Genomic DNA, 19,185 nt, shown 5'->3' with positions numbered 1-19,185 from the left:
CCGGTCCGCCGGCGGGAGGGAGACCATGTCTCAGCCCACATTGACCCGTACGTTCAAGCGGTTTTCCTCGGTTCCCCTGGCGGGGATCCTCCTCCTCTCGGCGCTCGCTCTGCCCGCCCGGGCGGCCAAGAAGGCCCCCCCTCCGTCGCCCAAGCCCTCGGCCAAGGCGGCCCCCAAGCCCAAGTACCTTCCGCCCGCCGGGTCGGCCCTCGAGGTGGAGGGCTCCGCGGTCAAGAGCCACGGCGCCTGGCGCTGGCACCTCATGACCTATCCCGGCACCACCATCCCCACCGGGGCCATGGAATCGGCGGCGCGCTGGGTGAAGGAGAAGGTCCCCGAGGGCCGGTGGCCGGCGGCCGGGACCAGCCGTCCCGCCCGGACCCAGGGCCTGACCATCGGCGCCGACGCCTGGACTCCCGTCGGCCCCTCCCCCATGGACATGTCCACCCAGACCGACGGGTACACCTACGGCCGGGTGACGGGGCGCTTCAACGCCATCGCCGTGGACCCCCGTACGACGAGCACCCCGGGCGCCATCGCGGCTTACGCGGGAGCGGCCACGGGCGGACTCTGGAAGACCCAGAACTGCTGTGGTCCCGACACGGCGTGGACGCCGCTCTGGGAGGACTTCGACTTCGTGACCCAGGCGGTGGGCGCCATCGAAATCGACCCCAACGATCCGGACACGGTCTACGTGGGGACCGGCGATTTCGACGCCTACGACCAGTTCGGCCAGGGGATCATGAAGACGACCGACGGCGGTCTCACCTGGACCCAGCTGGGCGCCGACGTCTTCACGCCCTTCGCCGCCCTCACGCCGCGCTTCGCCAATCAGAACATCGGCGTCATCAAGGTGGATCCGAACAACAGCGACAACATCCTCGTGGGGACGCGCTTCGACCTCTTCATCAGTCACGACGCCGGGCTCACCTGGACCCGCTGTCCCTTCGGGGCCAATCCGACGGACCCGCTGAACCTGGACCAGCCCATCGGCGCCCTGAACCGCATCAGCGGCATCGTCCTCGACCCCTCCACCGTCCCCACCACGCTTTACGTGGCCGTGGGTTTCACCTCCTCGGCCTACAACGGCAACAACGGGGTGTACAAGGGTACGGTCCCCGATTCGGGCTGCCCGACCCTCACCCTCTCGGCCAACGGATGGCCGGCGGGGACCGGGAACGGAACCAACGCCGCCACGGACCTGGGGCGCATCCGGTTGGCCTCCTCCCGGGGGAACGCCTCGGGGAACTTCGTCCTCTACGCACAGGTCCAGAGCGCCTCCCAGACCAACGCCCTGGGCACCTGGGTCACGACGGACCAGGGCCAGACCTGGCGCATGCTCGCGGGGAGCGCCGACACGAACTACCGGGACTGCTACAACATTCCGCGGGGAGAGGGGCAGGACTGGTACAACCTCTTCCTCCTGACGGATCCCGGCGATGACAAGACCCTGTACATCGGCCGTGTGGACCTCTACAAGGCCTCTGTGGACTCCACCTACACCTCCATGACCCTGACGAACCTGAGCAACGTGTACAGCACGGGCTGCCCGAGCTACGGCTCGCTCCACCCGGACCAGCATGGAGCCGAGTGGGTCTCCGGCACGGGCCCCTCCTCCCTCTTCCTCTTCGGAAGCGACGGGGGCCTCTATGCCGCCGACGGCACGGCGGGCGGTTTCACCGACCTCAACAAGGACGTGGGTACGATCCAGTGGTACGCGGGTCAGACCGGGGCCGACCTGGCGGGCGGGGCGGTCCAGTACTTCTTCGCAGGATCCCAGGACAACGGCACGGCGAGCTGGGACAGCTCCAATCCGGACCTCACCTGGCAGGCCAGGGGGGCCGGCGGAGACGGCTTCTTCACGGCCTTCGACCCCATCGGCGGGACCCTCACGGCGGGGAACTGGCTCTATGAGGTCTACTATGGAGGCATGTACCGCTCCACCGACGGGGCCTCGGGCTACTACACCCGTCTGGCCACCAAGTGGTCGGGCGACCGGAACGGGTGGAGCGCGCCCTTCAAGATGGACGTCTTCCACGGCAACACGACGGCGTGCAAAAACCTCGTCTACGGCTCCCACAGGCCGTACGCCAGCGTGGACGGGGGCGGGGTCTGGACGCGCCTGACGAAGAAGGACCTCACCAAGGGCCAGGGAAGCCTCATCAGCCTGGACATCGCCCTGTCCAATCCCACGGCCGTGGTGGTCGGCTCCGACGACGGAAGAGTGCAGTGGAGTAACACGGCGTTCAAAGGAGCCAACTGCACCCTGGCGGCGGCCAACACCTCCTCCTTTGCCTGCAAGGCCAACAGCAAGTCCAAATGGACCGACCTGACGGGCGGCAACACCGTTCTCCCCAACCGCGCCGTCATGGGGGTGGCCTTCGATCCCACCACGGAGTACAAGGTCTACGCCGCCGTGGGCGGGTTCAACCCCAACACACCCACGACGCCGGGCCACGTCTTCCTCTGCACCAATTCGGGCGGGGCCTGGACCTGGACCGACAAGACGGGCAACCTCCCCGACGTGCCCGCCAACTCCATCGTCATCAACCCCAACAACCCGGTCCAGGCCTTCGTCGGCACCGAGATGGGCTTCTACTTCACCAACGACATCTCCGCCGCTTCCCCCGTCTGGTACCGCTTCCAGGAGGGACTGCCCAACACCGTCATTCAGTACCTCACCGTGGACCGCGGGCCCGCCGGGAGCCCTTACGCCAGCACCACCCTCACGGCCTTCACGTACGGCCGCGGCGCCTACGCCATCCTCCTTCCCGGCCCGGGCGGTTTCCCCCAGCCGCAATAGGTCGGCGACGAGGCCCCTATGGGGCCCACCTTCCATCCAACCCTCGGGGCGGGCTTCGGCCCGCCCCGGTTTCGTTGGGGACCGGAGAAAACCGGCCGGGGGGCCCGGTTCCGGAGGATACAGTCCTTCCGAATCCCTTGGGCCGGGGCACGGCGGCGCAATGCCTCCAAAAAGCGGTAACTAAGTATACGCTTTTCGGTTACCGGCTTGACAAGTTGCGCGATCATAAATAGATTCTTCCATGAATTACCTCCTGCGGGGGTGGGAGTTAGCACGGTGATGTGTACGTAGTATCTAGTTCGACGGTCGGTGTGAGCGGCCGGTCGGGGTTTTCTTCAGGCGCAGGAGGATCGAATGGTCGGATGCTGGGTGGCGCGGCGGGGCGTGCGGTTTCTTCTGGGTCTCGGCATGGCGACACTCCTGCCCCTGGCCGTGGCGGCGCAGGTGGTGAAGGAGGACAAGGACCTCCTGGATTCCCTGTCCTTCGCGAAACCGGAAACATGGGTCACCTCCCAGACGGTTTCCGTGGACGAATACCGGGCCGGGGCATCCCGGGCGGAAATCGAAGCGCTCGCTCCGGTCCTGGGGGACTGGGACCGCTTCTTCACCGACCGCGGCGGCCGCTGGATCATGCTTTTTGACCGGGTAACGGGACGGCCCGCGCATTTGGAGGGCCGGGGAATTCCATGGATCCCGGGCACGGCCAACACCCTGCAGGGGGATGACCTGGGGCTGCCGGCGTTCATGGAAGGGCGGGATGTTCCGGTGGAAGTGGTGGCGGGTCGCGCTCTGGAGTTCCTCGCGGCCTATCCGGACCTCTTCGGGGTGAAGCCCGACGATCTGGCATTGGTGACGGAAGGCTCCGGCCCTGTCCTCGACTACCTCTATTTCTTGAATTTCCAGTGGACCTACCACGGCATCCCCGTCGATCAGGCCCACCTCATCTTCCGTCTGAATCACGGGAACTTGGTGCAGGTGGGGCAGGAGTTCGTGAACCCCGAGGCCATCCGGGGGCTGGACCCCCTTCCGGCCATCACCGCCGAGACCGCCTGGCAGATCCTGTACGGGTTCATCGGCGGGCCTTCGCCGCAAGATCAAGTCCTGGAGCCCGGGCGGCTCTTGATCGTCCCCGTCTCCGCGCCGGAGACTCTCTCGCGGGTCTTGGTCCAGGGGGGACAGGGCCTCCGATACCGCCTTGTCTATGAAATGAGCTTCCGTCGGCCCGGCGTGATGGGCACGTGGCAGGCCAGGGTAGACGCCCACAACGGGGAACTTCTCGAATTCGTGGACGCGAACCGCTACGGGAGCATCCAGGGCGGCGTGTACAAGACCGACCAGCCCGCCACCGAAGTCATCGTGCCGTTCCCTTACGCGGACTACAGCGGGTCCGCCTGGGCCGACATCGTCGGCAGTTTTCCCGGGACGAGCGGAACGAGCACCATGACGGGAAGGACGGGAAGCGCGGGCAACGTGGGCGGCGTGGACATCGTGGACGATTGTGGGTCCATCTCGCTCGCCTCGGACGCTTCGGGGCTCATCAACTTTGGAACCAGCGCCGCGACCGACTGCAGCAGCCCCGGAGGCGGGGCGGGAAACACGAGGGCCTCCCGGACGCAGTATTACAACGTATCCATGATCAAGATCAAAGCCTTCACGTACCTCCCCGGAAATACGTGGCTCCAAGGAAGGATCACCGACCACGTCAACATTTCGGATACATGCAACGCCTATTGGGATGGAACGTCCATCAACTTCTTCCGGTCCGGCGGAGGTTGCTGGAACACCGGCGAACTGCCCGGCGTGTCTCTCCACGAATGGGCCCACGGGCTGGACTCCAACGATGGCTCGCCGGCAGGGGACAACGGCACCGGGGAAACCTACGGCGACTTTTCGGGGGTTCTCCAGACTCACGGATCCTGCGCCGGCGGCGGGTTCTTCTACACGATGAACCGGGGGTGCGGAACGACCACCGTCGGATACAACTGCTCCGGGTACGGCGACTGCTGCCTGAGCTGCTCCGGCATCCGCGAGATCGATTACGCCAAGCACGCCTCCAACACGCCGTACGATCCGACCTTTCTGGACAATTCCAGCGGCTTCAATTGCGACACGAACCCCTCCTACGACGGGCCCTGCGGTTACGAAGGCCACTGCGAGTCCCTGATCTCCTCGCAGGCGATGTGGGATCTCCCCGTGCGGGACCTGACGGCGTGGGGGCTCGATGCGGCCACGGCATGGCAGCTGATGGACCGCCTCTGGTACGCCAGCCGGTCCACGTCCGGTTCGGCCTACGCTTGCCCGTCCCTGACCACTTCCAACGGCTGCGCCACCAGCAACTACTTCACGACCTTCCGGGTGGTGGACGATTGCGACGGAGATCTCAGCAACGGCACACCCCACGCCAGCGCCATCTTCAACGCCTTCAACCGCCACAAGATCGCTTGCACGACGGTGGTCAATACGGACCAGGCCAACTGCTGCCCCGCGTTGGTGGCGCCCGTTCTCTCGGGGGCGGCCGGCAATACGCAGGCTTCCCTCTCGTGGGGGACGGTCGCCAACGCCGCGAAGTACTACGTTTACCGCAACGAGACCGGGTGCGACGCGGGCTACACCAAGGTCGGCACCGTGATGGCCCCGTCCACCTCCTTCACCGACACGCCCCTCGCCAACGGTGTGACTTACTACTACCGCGTGCAGGCGATCGGCTCCAGCGATGCCTGCGTGAGCCCGATGAGCAACTGCGTGACCGTTACGCCCGCTCCCTGCACCACCCCGGGGACGCCGACCATCGGCACCGTCTCGGTTCCGGGCGACAACCAGTTGACCATCCCCTGGAGCGCCGGAACCCCGGCGGGCGCCACCTACAGGGTGTATCGCGCCGTGGGGACGTGCGCCGCGCCGGGGGCCTTCTCCGTCATCGCCTCGGGCCTCACGTCCTCCCCGTACACGGACTCCACGGTGAGCGGGGGCACGACCTACTCCTACAAGGTCTCCGCCGTCGATTCGACGGGCGGATGCGAGTCCCTCCAATCCGCCTGCGCCCAAGCCACCGCCACGGGGGTATGCACCCTTCCTCCCGCCTTCGGGGGTGTCACTTCCGTGACGAACTCCCAGGGCGCCACGTGTACCCTGCAACTCTCCTGGTCCGCCGGGTCCTCGAACTGCGGGGGGGGTGTCACGTACAACGTATACAGGTCGGAGACGAGCGGCTTCACCCCGAATTTCTCCAACCGCCTCTACGCGGGGTGGACCGGGACCTCCTACACCGACTCCGTCGGGCTCTCGAACGGAACGACTTACTACTACGTCGTTCGTGCCTACGATTCGGCGAACGGCCTCGAGGACGGGAACCTCGTGGAGAGGTCGGGGACGCCCACGGGCGGCTCCGCGACGCTCTTCTCGGACACCTTTGAGGGGGGCAATCTCGGATGGACCTTCGCGAAGGGCTCCCCCGCCGCCACGACGGGTGATTTCGTGATCGGAGATCCCGTCGGAACGACCGGGAACCTGGGTGAGCCATCTCAGCCGGAGGACGACCACACCGCCTCCCCCGGCGTGAACTCCCTGTACACGGCGGCGAACCCGGCGGGGGCCGCGGGGACGGACGACGTGGACGGCGGGGAGGTCATCGCAACATCGCCCATTTTCGACGCCTCCGGATATGCCTCGGCGACGCTCTCGCTGTGGCGGTGGTTTCTCAACGAATACACCAACGACGATTCGGGTGACTACTACTATCTTGAGGTGTCCAACAACGGAGGGTCCACGTGGGTCCAGCTCGAATCGTTGCCGGATTCGGTAACCGGCCACAACACATGGACGAACGTCACGTTCCAACTGGAGAACTACGTCGGCTTGACTTCGACCATGCGGATCCGGGTGCGCGCGGCCGACGGGACCGTCGTCGGCGGTCTGATCGAGGCCGCCATCGACGATGTCTTGATTACGGGATACGGCACGTGCACCACCGGCACTTCATGCACGCCGCCCGGCGCGCCGGAGATCACGGGATTCGCCGACGAGTCGGGGTGCGCGCAGAGCGGGATCCGGGTGTCGTACACGGCGGGTTCCGGAGCCACGAGCCACAACCTGCTGCGAGACGGGTCGGTGGCGGTGGCGGGGTATGCCTCCGGCGCGCTGTACAACCCCGGGGACACGTCCTCCCACAGCTACGTGGTCCAGGCGGTGGTGGAGACGTGCACGACGGATTCCGGCGCCCAAAGCTACGCGGATGCGAATGGGACGCCGGGGACGCCCTCGGCGCCCGCGGTGACGGACGCGGACGCCTGCGCCTTGACGGGAGTGAACGTGTCCTGGGGCCCGGTCTCGGGAGCGACGGCCTACGATCTCCTGATCGACGGGGCCACGACGATTTCGGGTGTGACGAGCCCGTATTTCTACGAGCCGGGGAACTCCAATTCGCACACCTATGCGGTGCGGGCCCGGACGGTTTCCTGCACGGGAGCGTGGTCCGGCGCGACGGCGGGGACGGACGTGAACGGCCTCCTGGCGCCGGCGGCGCCGCTGGTGGGGGACGTGAGCGCATGCGCGCTGAGCGGAGTGCAGGTCACCTGGCACGCGGTGGCGGGGGCGACGGCGTACGACCTGCTGGTGGACGGGACGACGACGCTCTCGGGCGTGACGAGTCCCTACGTGTACTCGCCGGGGGATACGGCCTCGCACACGTATGCGGCGCGGGGACGGAGCGCCTCCTGCACGGGGCCCTGGTCGAACGCGACGGCGGGGACGGACGCGAACGGGACGCCGGGGGCGCCGGGGGGGCTCTCGGCCACGGCTACGGCCTACAACAACGTGGACCTGAGCTGGGGCCCCGTGGGCGGGGCGAGCGCGTACCACGTGTACCGAGCCACGGGAACGTGCCCCCAGGGGGCCTACACGAAGCTGACGACGGGCGGGCCCGTGGCCGCCACCACCTACAGCGACGGAACGGCGGGCGGGAGCACGACGTACGCCTACGTGGTGACGGCGGTGTCCGGGGTCTGCGAGTCGGCCTACAGCGCCTGCGCGGAGGCCACGACGCCCGCTGCGCCGTGCATCAATCCGCCGACCTTTTCGGGTTTGACTTCCGTGACGGCGGTGTCGGGGGCCACGTGCTCCCTGCAATTGGCCTGGAGCGCGGCGGCCTCCTCGTGCGGAGGGGGCGTGACCTACAACGTGTACCGGGACACGGCGAGCGGCTTCACGCCGGGGCCGTCGAACCAGATCGAGAGCGGCTTGACGGGTACGACGTGGACGGATGCGAGCGTCCAGAGCGGGACGACGTACTACTACGTGGTGCGGGCGGTGGAGACGGTCAACGGGCTGGAGGACGCGAACGCGACCGAGCGCGGCGCCGCGCCGGGAACGGCGAGTACTTCGATCTTGTATTTCAACGATTTTGAATCCGGCTCGGGGCTGAGCGACTGGACAACAGGGTATTTTAGCGGTACCGGAACGTTGACCGATTGGCGTGGGATACAGTCCTGCTCGCCTTCGAGCAGTGGGACTCACGTATTCCGGTACGGAGCCTCCACCTGCACGGGCTTGACGACTGTGGTTTCACACTTCACCTTTGCACAGCCAAACGGCGCTTCTGGGATTGCTGTGCCCGCGGATGGAACGTCCGCCAGGATGAGTTTCTGGCATCGCTGGAGCTTTGAGAATCGGTATGACGGAGCACTGCTGGCCGTTTCAACAGACGCTTCGAATTACACATTGGTTCCCTCCGCCGCCATCTTGCAGAACACCTATACCAACACAATTCGAACGAACGGCTGTCCTCCTGATTATGCGGCTGGACTGCCTGTTTGGACAGACACACAAAGCACGCTGGTCAATACGGTCCTGGACTTGGATGCTGCTTGCAACGCCATTTCTGGCAATGTCGGGGGGGCGGCCGGAAAAACCGTCTGGATCGCCTTCTGCGTAATAGTCGACTGCAATACGGCATCCCTCGGGTGGTTTATCGACGACGTGGAAGTGAGCGTTACAACCGTTGGCACGTGCACGTCGTGCGCGGCGCCTTCGTCGGTGGGGAGCGTGACGGCCGTGGACGCGAGCGCCTGCGCGAACGACGGCATTGCGGTGAGCTGGCCGGCGGACCCGGGGTCGTGGGGCGACGTGTCGGGGACGAGGACCTACGACGTGCTACGGGACGGGAGCGTCCTTCAGGCGGAGGTGGCCTACGGGACGACGTCGGTGACGGACGCGACGGCTTTGCCGGGCGTGAGCTACACCTACAGCGTGCGGTACAAGAACGCGTGCGGGATGGAGGCCGAGACGGGCGGGTCCGCGGCTTCGGACGAGGACGCCACGCCCGCGCCGGCCATTTCAGGAGCTTCGTCCAACACCTGCCCGGCTTCGACCGTGAATCTCAGCACCGAATCGGGGATGACGGGGTACCAGTGGTACCTGAACGGGAGCCCCGTGGGCACGGACAGCGCGACGCATACGGCCACCGCGTCGGGCACCTACACCGTGTCTTACACGAACGCCTCGGGGTGTGCGGGCACGTCGGGGGGCCACGCGGTGACGATTTCGCCCTGCATGGCGGGGGAGGTGTCGGGAAGCGCGGACCACCCGCTGAAGGCGTACAAGAACGGGAGCGCGACGGACATCGTCTTCGAGGACGTGACGGCGAGCCATTATCAGGTCTACGTGTCCAACAGCCCCAACACGTCGGCGTTCCAGGTGGCGGACCCGCAGTACGGAAAGCGGGACTGCGCGTGGGCGGGATGGACGCCGGACGCGGAGCCGGGAATGCTGAGGATGTCCCTGGTGGATCTGGAAAGCGGGATCACGGGAAGCACGCAGGTGCTGTACTTCCTGGTGACGGCGGACAACGGCTTCGGAACGGAGGGGAGCCTGGGGAACAACTCCTCCGGCACGGCCCGCACGGCAGATGCGTACTGCGACAAGTAGGAGAAGCCCGGCATCGGATTCAAACGGGGCGGGCTCCGGCCCGCCCCACCTGTTTGATCTCGCCAAGAGAGGCGACGAGGAGTCGGAGAGCGAAGCCCCATACCTTGGGGGCTGCTAGAATAAAGCTTTTGACGCGGATTGCTGCAATCTGCTCGAGCCGCCGGCGGCCAGGCGCGTGGGAGGTCGCCCAGAGGGAGGGGGGCGGGTGTTGGGGAAGGCGGGCGGAGGCATGGTGAACCGGGGTGCTCAGTGGGGTGGGAGGATCGGGATCGTGTTCTCCACGTTACCCCTGATGGTCCTATGGGGCACAGGACTGATGCTTGGGTGGACAGCGGCCTCTCAGGCTTCTGAACCTTGCGAGAAGGTGATGCCGCCCGTGGTCGGATCGAACGCCAATGGCCTCGGGGGAGAGGTGATCCCCGAGGGCTCCCCCTCGGGCCTCTTGTCGGTTGCCGTTCAAAGCCAGGACGAAATGGAGGCTGTAGCCGCCGTCTTGCAACTCAAGGATCAGGAAGATCTCTGGCGGGTGGCCCGATGCGCATCGAGCAAAGGGGCGAGGATGGAAGCCATTCGGCGCCTCCACGATCCGGTCTTTCTGGAGGACATTCTTCGGGAGGGCGATTGGTTCCTCAGGGCGGAAGCGATTGACCGGGTCCAGGATCAGGCCCTTTTGGAACAGACGGCCCTTGGAGATCCCGATTGGGTGGTTCGCCGAAACGCCGTGGAAAGGCTCCTTTCGGAGGAGGCGCGCTTTCACGCGGCGGTCTCGGATCCTGAGGTGGAGGTTCGACAGGCGGCCGTCAAAGGCCTTTCAAATCCTTCCTTTCTCCGCCTCGCCGTCCTCCAAGAAGTCGAATCACGGCCCAAAATGCTCGCAATCGCCAGGTTGTCAAACCCCGACCACCTCAAGGTGCTCCTGGACCGCAGCCAAGATCGGGAGACGAAGGCCCTCGCTCTTCGGCGGCTTCGAGAATTGGGCGCCTTGGATCACGTGGTCGCGGACCACCCCGATCCGGAGACTCGACGTCAGGCCGTGGAGCTGCTTCCGACGGAGGAGGTTCTGAAGGTCCTGGTCCGGAAGGATGCGAGCGCCGTCGTTCGAAGGGAAGCCGTCCGCCGGATTGACGACCAGGTTTTCCTCAGTTCCGTGGCCGTCGCGGACGAAGATCCCCTGGTTCGAGCAGCGGCGGCGGAGGGCCTTCGTTCTCAGGAGACACGGGCCCATTTGGCCCGATCCGACGCGGACGGAAGGGTTCGGGCAGCGGCCGTGGGGCAGTTGGATCTGCCGGAGCTTCTCCTGGAAATCGCCTACTCGGACTCCGAACCGGAGGTCCGGGCGCGGGCCGTCTCACGAATCTCCGACGCCAAGTCCCTCGTGGAGGTTTTTCGGAGAGATGCCAGCCCCCGGGTAAGGGCTTCTGCCATCCGGCGCATCCGGGAAGAGGCGGTCCTCGCAACGGCCGCTCGCAACGACCCGTCCCCGGAGGTCCGTTCCGCCGCCCTCCTCCAAGTCTCGGATGACCAGAGTCTCTTTCGGACGGCCGCCTCCACCGATCCGTCTCCGAATGTGCGCGCCATTGCTGCGAGCCGGCTGGTTTCGGAGGAATCTCTTGCGCTGGTACTGTTCCAGGATGCCAGCCCGCACGTCCGGCTGGCGGCCTTGCGGAGAATCAACGACGAGAAGGTCATCGGCCGGGTCTCAGAATCTGACGCGGACTGGGTCGTGCGGCGGGCAGCGGCCGACCGGATCAGGAACCTGGATCGGCTGGGCCGGATCGCCTCGATGGACCCGGATGTGGATGTTCGTGTCGCGGCCATCAGGCGGTTGGACGAGATCGGCGGACTGAGAGGGTGGCTGCACCGGCAGGCTGATCCGGAACGACGCATGGAAGGTGTGCTTGAATGCTCGGACCCGGAGGTCCTTGAGGACACCGCCAGGACTGATGGCGACCCCGCCGTTCGGGCCGCCGCACTCTCCCGAATCGAGGATACGGGCCTCCTCCGAAAGTGGATGGGCGATCCCTCGGGACCGGTCTCTCCCGACGATGCGGCAAGGAGAATCCTGGAACTCCGAAAAGAAGGCGAGTCGGTGTCGAGGCTCGTACCCCTCCAGCGCATGTTGGCCGATCCACTCTTGGAGGAGGTCCTGGGACGATTGGATCTCTCCTACAGAAGCCGCTGGCAGGACGTTAGGTATTCCAGGGATGGGGCCACGCCCTACCCTCCCCCCCGGGCACGCGCCTGGGTGCAGGTCCTGACTCTGCGTGTCTCGGGCCCCGAGGATCGTGTTTTTCTGGACCGCACTCTGTGGGGGCGTAGACCTGGGAAAATGGAGGCCTTCCAGGGCAAGGCGGTTTCTGGAGCGGAGACTATCCGGCGTCAGTATGCGGAAGTGGACGTCCTCGCCTGGGCGGAAGCTCTCCTCGAGACCCTGGACGGTCAGGCGCTTTCCCGTTTGGCCCGGTCGGAAAACAAGTACGTTCGAAGTGCCTCTCGGCTGTTACTGGAGAGTCGAAACCTGTAAAGTGGGGAAGGGGAGGATCCTATGAGGCGCCTGGCAATCTTGACGTTCGTTATACTCTTCGTTTCACCGGTCTTGCCGGGCTGGGCGCAGGAGCGGATTGCAGGGGCAACCCAGGTGGTGGGCCCGGTTTTTCCCACCCTCAGCCCCCGCGTCAGGGACCTTCCGCCCCTGGCTCCGGTCGAAGGTCTGTACGGACTGGAGATGAAGCGGAGAGACGAGCAGGGCTTTCTTGGGCCGGAGGTCGTGGTCCCCCCCGTCGAAGACCGCCTTGTGGAATGGCAGCGCCAGGCTCCCATCCCGGCGCCAAGTGCCTTTGACACACCGATCGTCAACGTGGAGGGGGCGGACTACGGATCCTATCCCCCGGACTGCACGGGGGACGTCGGGCCGGATCACGTCGTTCAAGGCGTGAACGCGGCAAACTCAACGGTATGGGTCTTCGACAAGAACGGAGTATTCGACACTTCTTTTACCATGGAGAGCCTCTCCTCGACCTCCCCCTGCAACAACGGGTACTGCGACCCCATCGTCCTTTACGACCAATTGGCCGACCGGTGGGTCATCAGTGAATTCTCCGGAACGGGAAGTTACTTCTGCGTTTACGTGTCCCAGACCCCGGACCCGACGGGCGCATGGTACGCCTACACCTTCAACGCCGGTTATTCGAGCGTGCCGGATTACCCCAAGTACGGTGTCTGGCCTCTGGACGAGGATGGGGACGGGGCTTTCGACGACGGAGCTTACCTTGTGGGCGTAAACGCGGGCACGTCCACGACGCGCGACGTTTTTGCGATGGAACGCTCCAAGATGCTGACCGGCCAACCGGCGACGATGCAGAAGTTCTCGCTTCCGGACCTTGCGGGGTGGGGCTTCCAGCTTTTCCTTCCCGCTGGCCACGAGGGGCCTAATCCCCCGCCTTCCGGGGCCAGGGGCCTCTTCTTGCGCCCCGTGGACACCGAGATCCACGGAGGTACGTGCGCGGGATGCGACCTGATGGAAATGCGCGAGGTCTTCGTGGACTGGGCCACACCGGCCAATTCCTTCGTCACTCAATTACCCAGCATCCAGATGACGGACTGGGATCACACCCTTTGCGGAACGTCGGGAAACTGGGACTGTATGCCCCAGCCGGGAACCACGCAGGCCATCGACCCCATTCGGGAGCCGCTCCACTTCCCTCTCCAATACAGAAACTTCGGCTCGCACGAAACGCTGGTTGGAGCCTTTGCGGTGGACGTGGACGGGACGGATCACGCGGCGGTGAGGTGGTTCGAGCTCCGGAAGGAGGGATCCTCCTGGTACCTGTATCAGGAAGGGACCCTCGGAGGCGAACCGGGGGTGCATCGGTCCGTCGCGAGCGCCGCCATGGATGGCAGTGGGAACATCGCCGTGGGTTACACCCGAACGGGAAGCAGCACCCCTTATTACCCGTCTCTCTATTATGCGGGTCGGCTCAGCACGGACCCCCTGGGAACCATGCCCTACTACGAACACCGGATCATCGACGGGGTCTCCTCCCAGACGACGTACGATAGATGGGGTGACTACGCGGGCATAGGCGTTGATCCCGTGGATGAGTGCACGTTTTGGTTCTTTTCCGAGTACATGGAGTCCGGGAGCAGCGCCACGCGGGTGGCCTCCTTTCGCTTCGACGAGTGCGGATGCGAGGACCCGGGAGCGCCCTCATCGCTCCAGGCCATCGCCAACGGAGACAACCGAATCGACCTGTCCTGGGCGGGAGGTTCCCCAGCGGCCGCCACGTACAGCCTGTATCGGGCACAGGGCTCCACCTGCTCGCCCGCGCCGCTGGCCTGGACCCTGTTGGCCGAAGGGCTCACGTCAACCTCCTACACGGACACTGAGGTTTCGGGAGGAACCTCGTACGCTTATCACGTGGTGGGTGTGGACGCGACGGGCCGTTGCCAGTCGGCCCAGAGTTCTTGCGCTTCGGAAACGGCCGAGGGGGTATGCACCCTAGCCCCCATGTTTGCAGGCCTGTCCGCCGTTACCTCCGGCTCGGCGTCTCCCTGTTCCCTGGATCTCCAATGGAGCGCGGCGTCCGCCCAGTGCGGTGGGGAGGTGACCTTCAACATCTACCGATCCACCGACTCGGGCTTCATTCCGGGGACTGGGAGCATGATTGCGACAGGGGTCCTGGGGACGTCTTTTCATGATGCCATGGGCCTCGTAAGCGGGACGACCTACTACTACGTCGTGAGGGCCGTAGATGACGCCAATGGGGTCGAGGATTCGAATCTCGTTCGGCGTTCCGCGGTTCCCGTGGGGAGCATCGGAGACTCCACCTGGCAGGCGGGGGCGGAGGTGGGCGATCCGGCCATGACTCTCACCGGAACCTGGCACACCACCGCGGCGCGGGTCCACGGAGGTGCCAGCGCGTACCACTCTGGGTACGCGGACAGCTCTTGCGGCGCGCTCCGGACCCCTCCCCTGACCCTCACGGCGGGTCAGCTTTCCCGCATGACGTATTGGACGGCCTATGAGATCGAAAGCCGTTACGACGGCGGCGTTGTGGAGGTGTCCAGCGACGGAGGCTCCAGTTGGACCCAACTGACGCCGGCGCCGGCCTATCCAGACACCTTTCGGAACACGAGCGACGCCTGCGGATACGACAACAATCTACCCTGCTATACGGGCACGAACCTCACCTGGACGCAGTACAGCGTGACGCTCTCGGCCTACAACGGCCAGACAATCCTCGTGCGATGGAATTTCTCGACGGATGGATCCCTGACCTACGAGGGCTGGTACGTGGACGAAATCGTCGTGTCGCACGTGCAGACAAACACCCCCTGCTCCACATCCGGGAGCACCACGTCGGTCAAGCCCGTCCCCGACGGGAGGTGGGTCACGGGGACACCGATGATGGCCGCCAAGACGTCTCAGGACGGGAGGACGGTGGACCTTACTTGGGACGTCTCCACCTGCGTAAGCCCCGCCTACAACGTCTACTGGGGAACGGAAGGAGGCCTTTCCTCTTACTCCCTTTCGGGAAGCTCCTGCGGCATGGGACCGACGGGAAGCTACAGCTGGTCAGCCCCGGCCATCCCGGAGGGGGAGGACTTCGTCTGGTGGGTCCTCGTCGGTTCGGACGCCTCCGTGATGGAAAGCTCATGGGGCAGGGACTCGGCCGGGAACGAGCGCCACCCTGCCGCCTCCAATCAGTGCGGCTTCACCGCTAAGAGCACGGTGAGCACCTGCCCGTAGGGCTCTGGTCGGTCCAACACCGGAGAAAAGGGGCGGGCCTTGGCCCGCCTCTTTCTTCTTCGCGTCCACACCCCCGTTGGGAGCGATCCCCAGCCAGAGAATCCCCCGTGACGTTCAGGGGCCCTTCCGCAAATAGTCTGCAAGTGGGAGGGCGTCATGGGGAACGTGCGTCCGAAGGAGCGTGGCCGGTCCTTTTTCCGTGAATCCTTGTCCTGGAAGAACTTTGCGCTCGCGGCGGCGGCCGCGGGCGCCCTGTCGGCCTCGGTGGCGGTCTGGGCCGTGAAGGCCTACCCCAAGCCCCACGTGAGGTTCCAGCCCGACGGGACGCCGGTGGTGGTCCGGATGGTGGGGGACGAGCGCCTCTGCTTCTTCGAATCCGAGGACGGCTTTACCCTGGTCCGGGACGGGGAGGGTTTCTGGGTGTACGCCGATCCGGCGACGGGGGGCCTTGAGGCCCTGTCTCCCTCGCGGCTGCGGGCGGGGCGGGACGCGGTTCCCGAGGGATGGCCCCGGCACATCCGTCCCCGCATGGACCCATCGGACCTGAAGATCCCCCTGCGCCCGGAAAACGACGGGTCGGTGAAGCGGCGGTTCCTGGAATGCGGCTTCGGAACGCGGGCGGACCGGTTGCCCCCGGCCCCCGGCGAGGAGCCCCTGGCCGTAAACCCGACGCCCCTGAGCCTCCCTGTCCTCGTGATCCTCGTGGACTTCGCCGACACGGCGAGCCGCCACACCACGGGGCCGAATACGCCCATCGCGGGCGAGCCCGGCTACGAGCCCATCCCGGGCCGCCCCAACGATGCCTCCGCCTGGCAGGACCTCTTCGGGGACCCGGCCATCCCCGGCGGCCTCAACCACTACTACGACGAGGTCTCCTACGGACAGTTCCAGTGGGACGTGACGGTGGCCCAAAACGGGGCCGGCTCGGGCACCGTGGTCAACGACGGCTGGTACATCAACCCCCAGACCATGGCCTACTGGGGGGAGGACAAGTACAAGATGGGGTTTTGCAGCAGCGACAGCGTGAACAACATCAAGGATCTCATCGAATGGGCCATCAAGGCCGCCGAGCCCGACGTGGATTACGCGCGGTACGACACGAACGGCGACGGCACGATCTCCGACGCCGAACTCATGATCTTCGTCATCCACGCGAGGGAAGGCCAGGAGCACTACGGAGAATCTTGCGACGGGGTGACCGATCCCCTGAATCACATCTGGTCTCACCAGTGGAACATCGACACGGCCGTCACCGTGGACGGGAAGTCTGTCCCTCGGGGGCATACGTATTCCATCAATCCCGAATTCGAGCCGGCCCTCAACCGCGGCGTGAGCCCGCCCGCCGTCACGGACAAGTGGTTCGGCGTGGGGGTCTACGCCCACGAGGGCTTCCACACCCTCGGCGGCCCCGACCTCTACGACTACGACTACGACGCCACCGTGGCGGGCGAGTGGGACCTCATGGACAACGGCTCTTACAACGGGGTCAAATCGGGCACGAACCCCTCTCACATGGGGACGCCCCTCAAGTTCGACATCGAACTGCAGAACGCCTCGGACAGCTACGGGTGGATCTTCACCGCAGACGTGACGGACCTGTACTCCGGCGGAAGCCATCATCCAGGGGCCTACCGCATCGACGCCCTCTCGGGAGCGGCCCAGGACAACGTCATGCACCGGGCCGTCTGCCCCAACGACTCCAGCGAGTGGTTCGTCTTTGAGAACCGCGCGCCCGTGGGCTACTACGAGCCCTACCTGCCCGAGTTCGGCCTTCTCGTCTGGCACCGGGATGTGAACGGGTTCCGCGACGACCCGCCGTATGCCGCCAACGTGGAGCGCAAGGGGTGGAACACGACCACCGCCGACGGCCTCAACTCGAGCACGGCGGGGGCCGCCTTCTCCTACGAGGACGGGGCTTCCGAATTCACCTCCACGACGGATCCCAACAACGCCCTCAACAACGAGACCACCTCGGGCCTGATGGACGTGCGCTGCATCGGGGCCGAGACCTCGAGCATCGGGTACGTCTACGGGTCCGTGTCGGGGCCCCACGTGGATTACGCCGGAAGCACGGTCCTGGACCTCTCGGGCGACGGCGACGGGTACATCGACAACGGGGAGACCGTCACCCTCACCGTGAGCGCCCTCAACTCCTCCTGCGCGGGCCAGACCGCCACGGCCGTCTATCTCTCCTTGGGGGTGGCCGCCGACAGCGACATCCCGGCCTCCGCCGTGACCCTCGCCAATCCCACCGTCTTTCTCGGGGACATCGCCTCGGGGGCCACGGCCCAGCGCAGTTTCCTGGTGACGCTGGCCTGCGATCCGGCGGGGTACGCGGACCGGAGCATCACCTTCTCGTACACGCTCACGGGCGGCAACATCTCCCCCGTTTCGGGGACCTTCGCCAAGGCCACCGACAAGGACCTCCTCTTCTCCGACGACGCCGAGGCTTACCCCAACGGCTGGGCGGGGACCACGGCCCGGAGCGTGAGCGCCTGCACCACGGCCCTCGGCCACGGGGACTGGATCTGGTCCACCGATCGCGCCCACAGCGCCACCCACAGCTACCACACGCCCGAGGCCTCCCCCGACGTCTGCTACACGAACCCCGAGGAATCCTGGATCAGTCCCAATATCGCCGTCCCCTCGGGCACCGTCCTCAAAGAACTGCGCTTTTGGCACGCGGCCGCCATTCCCTGTCCGGGCTACAGCCGCGCCCGGGTGTGGATCTCCACCGACGGGGGGACGACCTGGGTCCGGAACGAATCCTTCTACCTCGACGCGGGAGACCTGACCTGGGGCGAACTGGCCGTGCCCCTGAGCGCCTACGCCGGGGCCACCCAGTTCCGGTTCAAGTTCGTGGTGTACACCTACACGTGCTGGTCGGGCTGCACGGGGACCGAGGGCTGGTACGTGGACGACATCCGGATCCTCATCAACGAAAAGGACGGATGCGCCTGCACGAACCCCTCGTCCGTTACGGTCGCTCCCGAGGGCCCCCTTTCGCCCTGCCTGGGGGTTCCGGTGACCCTCACCGCCTCCGCCACGGGAGGCACGGCTCCCCTTTCCTACCAGTGGATCGAAGACGGTGTCCCCGTCTCCGGGGCCACCGGCTCCACGTACAGCCCGGTCTTCTCCTCGGCGGCCGCCCACTCCTACACCTGCCGGGTCACCGGGTACGGCTGCTCGGGCTACACGGAGGACGCCTCCGCCACGTCCGTCACCTGGTCCCTCTGCCCGCCCCCCGCCGAGGTCTCCGACGACGCCTCCCACCACCTCAAAGCCGCCAAGGACGGGAGCCTCGTGGATCTCGAGTTCGAGGACGTGGGGGCCTACCACTACCAGCTCTACGTGTCCTCCTCGCCGGTGACCACCGCCTTCCAGGTGACCGACGCCTCCGTCGGCAAGAAGGAATGCCTCTGGTCCTCCTGGACGGATGCGGGAGAACTCCTCCAGGTGGGCGATGTGGACCTGGAGGCGGGCCTCACCTCCACGCCATCGGTTTTGTATTTCCTCGTCACGGCCGACAACGGGACGGGCGCCGAGGGCTCCCTGGGAACCACGTCGGAAGGCGTGGCCCGCGCCGCCGATTCCTACTGCGACGGCATGCCGTAAGAAGTTGCGGAGGCGGAACGAGGCGGGCCTCGGTTCGCGGAAATCGGGAAGCAAGGGCGGCCTTTCGGGGCCGCCCTTTCGGCTTTGCCGCATCGGT

The 19,185-nt window shown here is 66.0% G+C and carries 5 protein-coding genes; all 5 read left to right on the top strand.

Annotation, left to right across the window (positions count from 1 at the left end):
- Window positions 1–25 precede the first annotated feature (25 nt).
- The 5 genes from AB1824_00955 (at window position 26) to AB1824_00935 (ending at window position 19,088) form a co-directional block, all read left to right on the top strand.
- A complete protein-coding gene (locus AB1824_00955; protein MEW5763517.1) occupies window positions 26–2,803 on the top strand; it encodes a hypothetical protein in 2,778 nt (925 codons plus the stop codon).
- 354 nt (window positions 2,804–3,157) lie between these two features.
- On the top strand, window positions 3,158–9,724 hold the full coding sequence (locus AB1824_00950; protein ID MEW5763516.1) for a hypothetical protein: 6,567 nt from the start codon (window positions 3,158–3,160) through the stop codon (window positions 9,722–9,724).
- Window positions 9,725–10,091: 367 nt separating this feature from the next.
- On the top strand, window positions 10,092–12,248 hold the full coding sequence (locus AB1824_00945) for a hypothetical protein (GenBank protein MEW5763515.1): 2,157 nt from the start codon (window positions 10,092–10,094) through the stop codon (window positions 12,246–12,248).
- Between the two features lie 21 nt (window positions 12,249–12,269).
- On the top strand, window positions 12,270–15,473 hold the full coding sequence (locus AB1824_00940; GenBank protein MEW5763514.1) for a hypothetical protein: 3,204 nt from the start codon (window positions 12,270–12,272) through the stop codon (window positions 15,471–15,473).
- A 156-nt stretch (window positions 15,474–15,629) separates the two neighbouring features.
- Window positions 15,630–19,088, top strand: a complete 3,459-nt coding sequence (locus AB1824_00935; protein ID MEW5763513.1) for a M6 family metalloprotease domain-containing protein — start codon at window positions 15,630–15,632, stop codon at window positions 19,086–19,088.
- Window positions 19,089–19,185: the final 97 nt, after the last annotated feature.

It is taken from the genome of Acidobacteriota bacterium, assembly GCA_040752915.1.
Classification (GTDB): domain Bacteria; phylum Acidobacteriota; class UBA4820; order UBA4820; family DSQY01; genus JBFLVU01.
The sequence above is the reverse complement of the archived record's forward strand: the minus strand, read 5'-3'. Positions and strand labels throughout refer to the sequence as shown.

Bases quoted from the DNA above. Each gene is read 5' to 3' on its own strand.
- AB1824_00955 (MEW5763517.1), top strand. From the start codon at position 26: ATGTCTCAGCCCACATTGACCCGTACGTTCAAGCGGTTTTCCTCGGTT.
- AB1824_00950 (MEW5763516.1), top strand. From the start codon at position 3,158: ATGGTCGGATGCTGGGTGGCGCGGCGGGGCGTGCGGTTTCTTCTGGGT.
- AB1824_00945 (MEW5763515.1), top strand. From the start codon at position 10,092: ATGCCGCCCGTGGTCGGATCGAACGCCAATGGCCTCGGGGGAGAGGTG.
- AB1824_00940 (MEW5763514.1), top strand. From the start codon at position 12,270: ATGAGGCGCCTGGCAATCTTGACGTTCGTTATACTCTTCGTTTCACCG.
- AB1824_00935 (MEW5763513.1), top strand. From the start codon at position 15,630: ATGGGGAACGTGCGTCCGAAGGAGCGTGGCCGGTCCTTTTTCCGTGAA.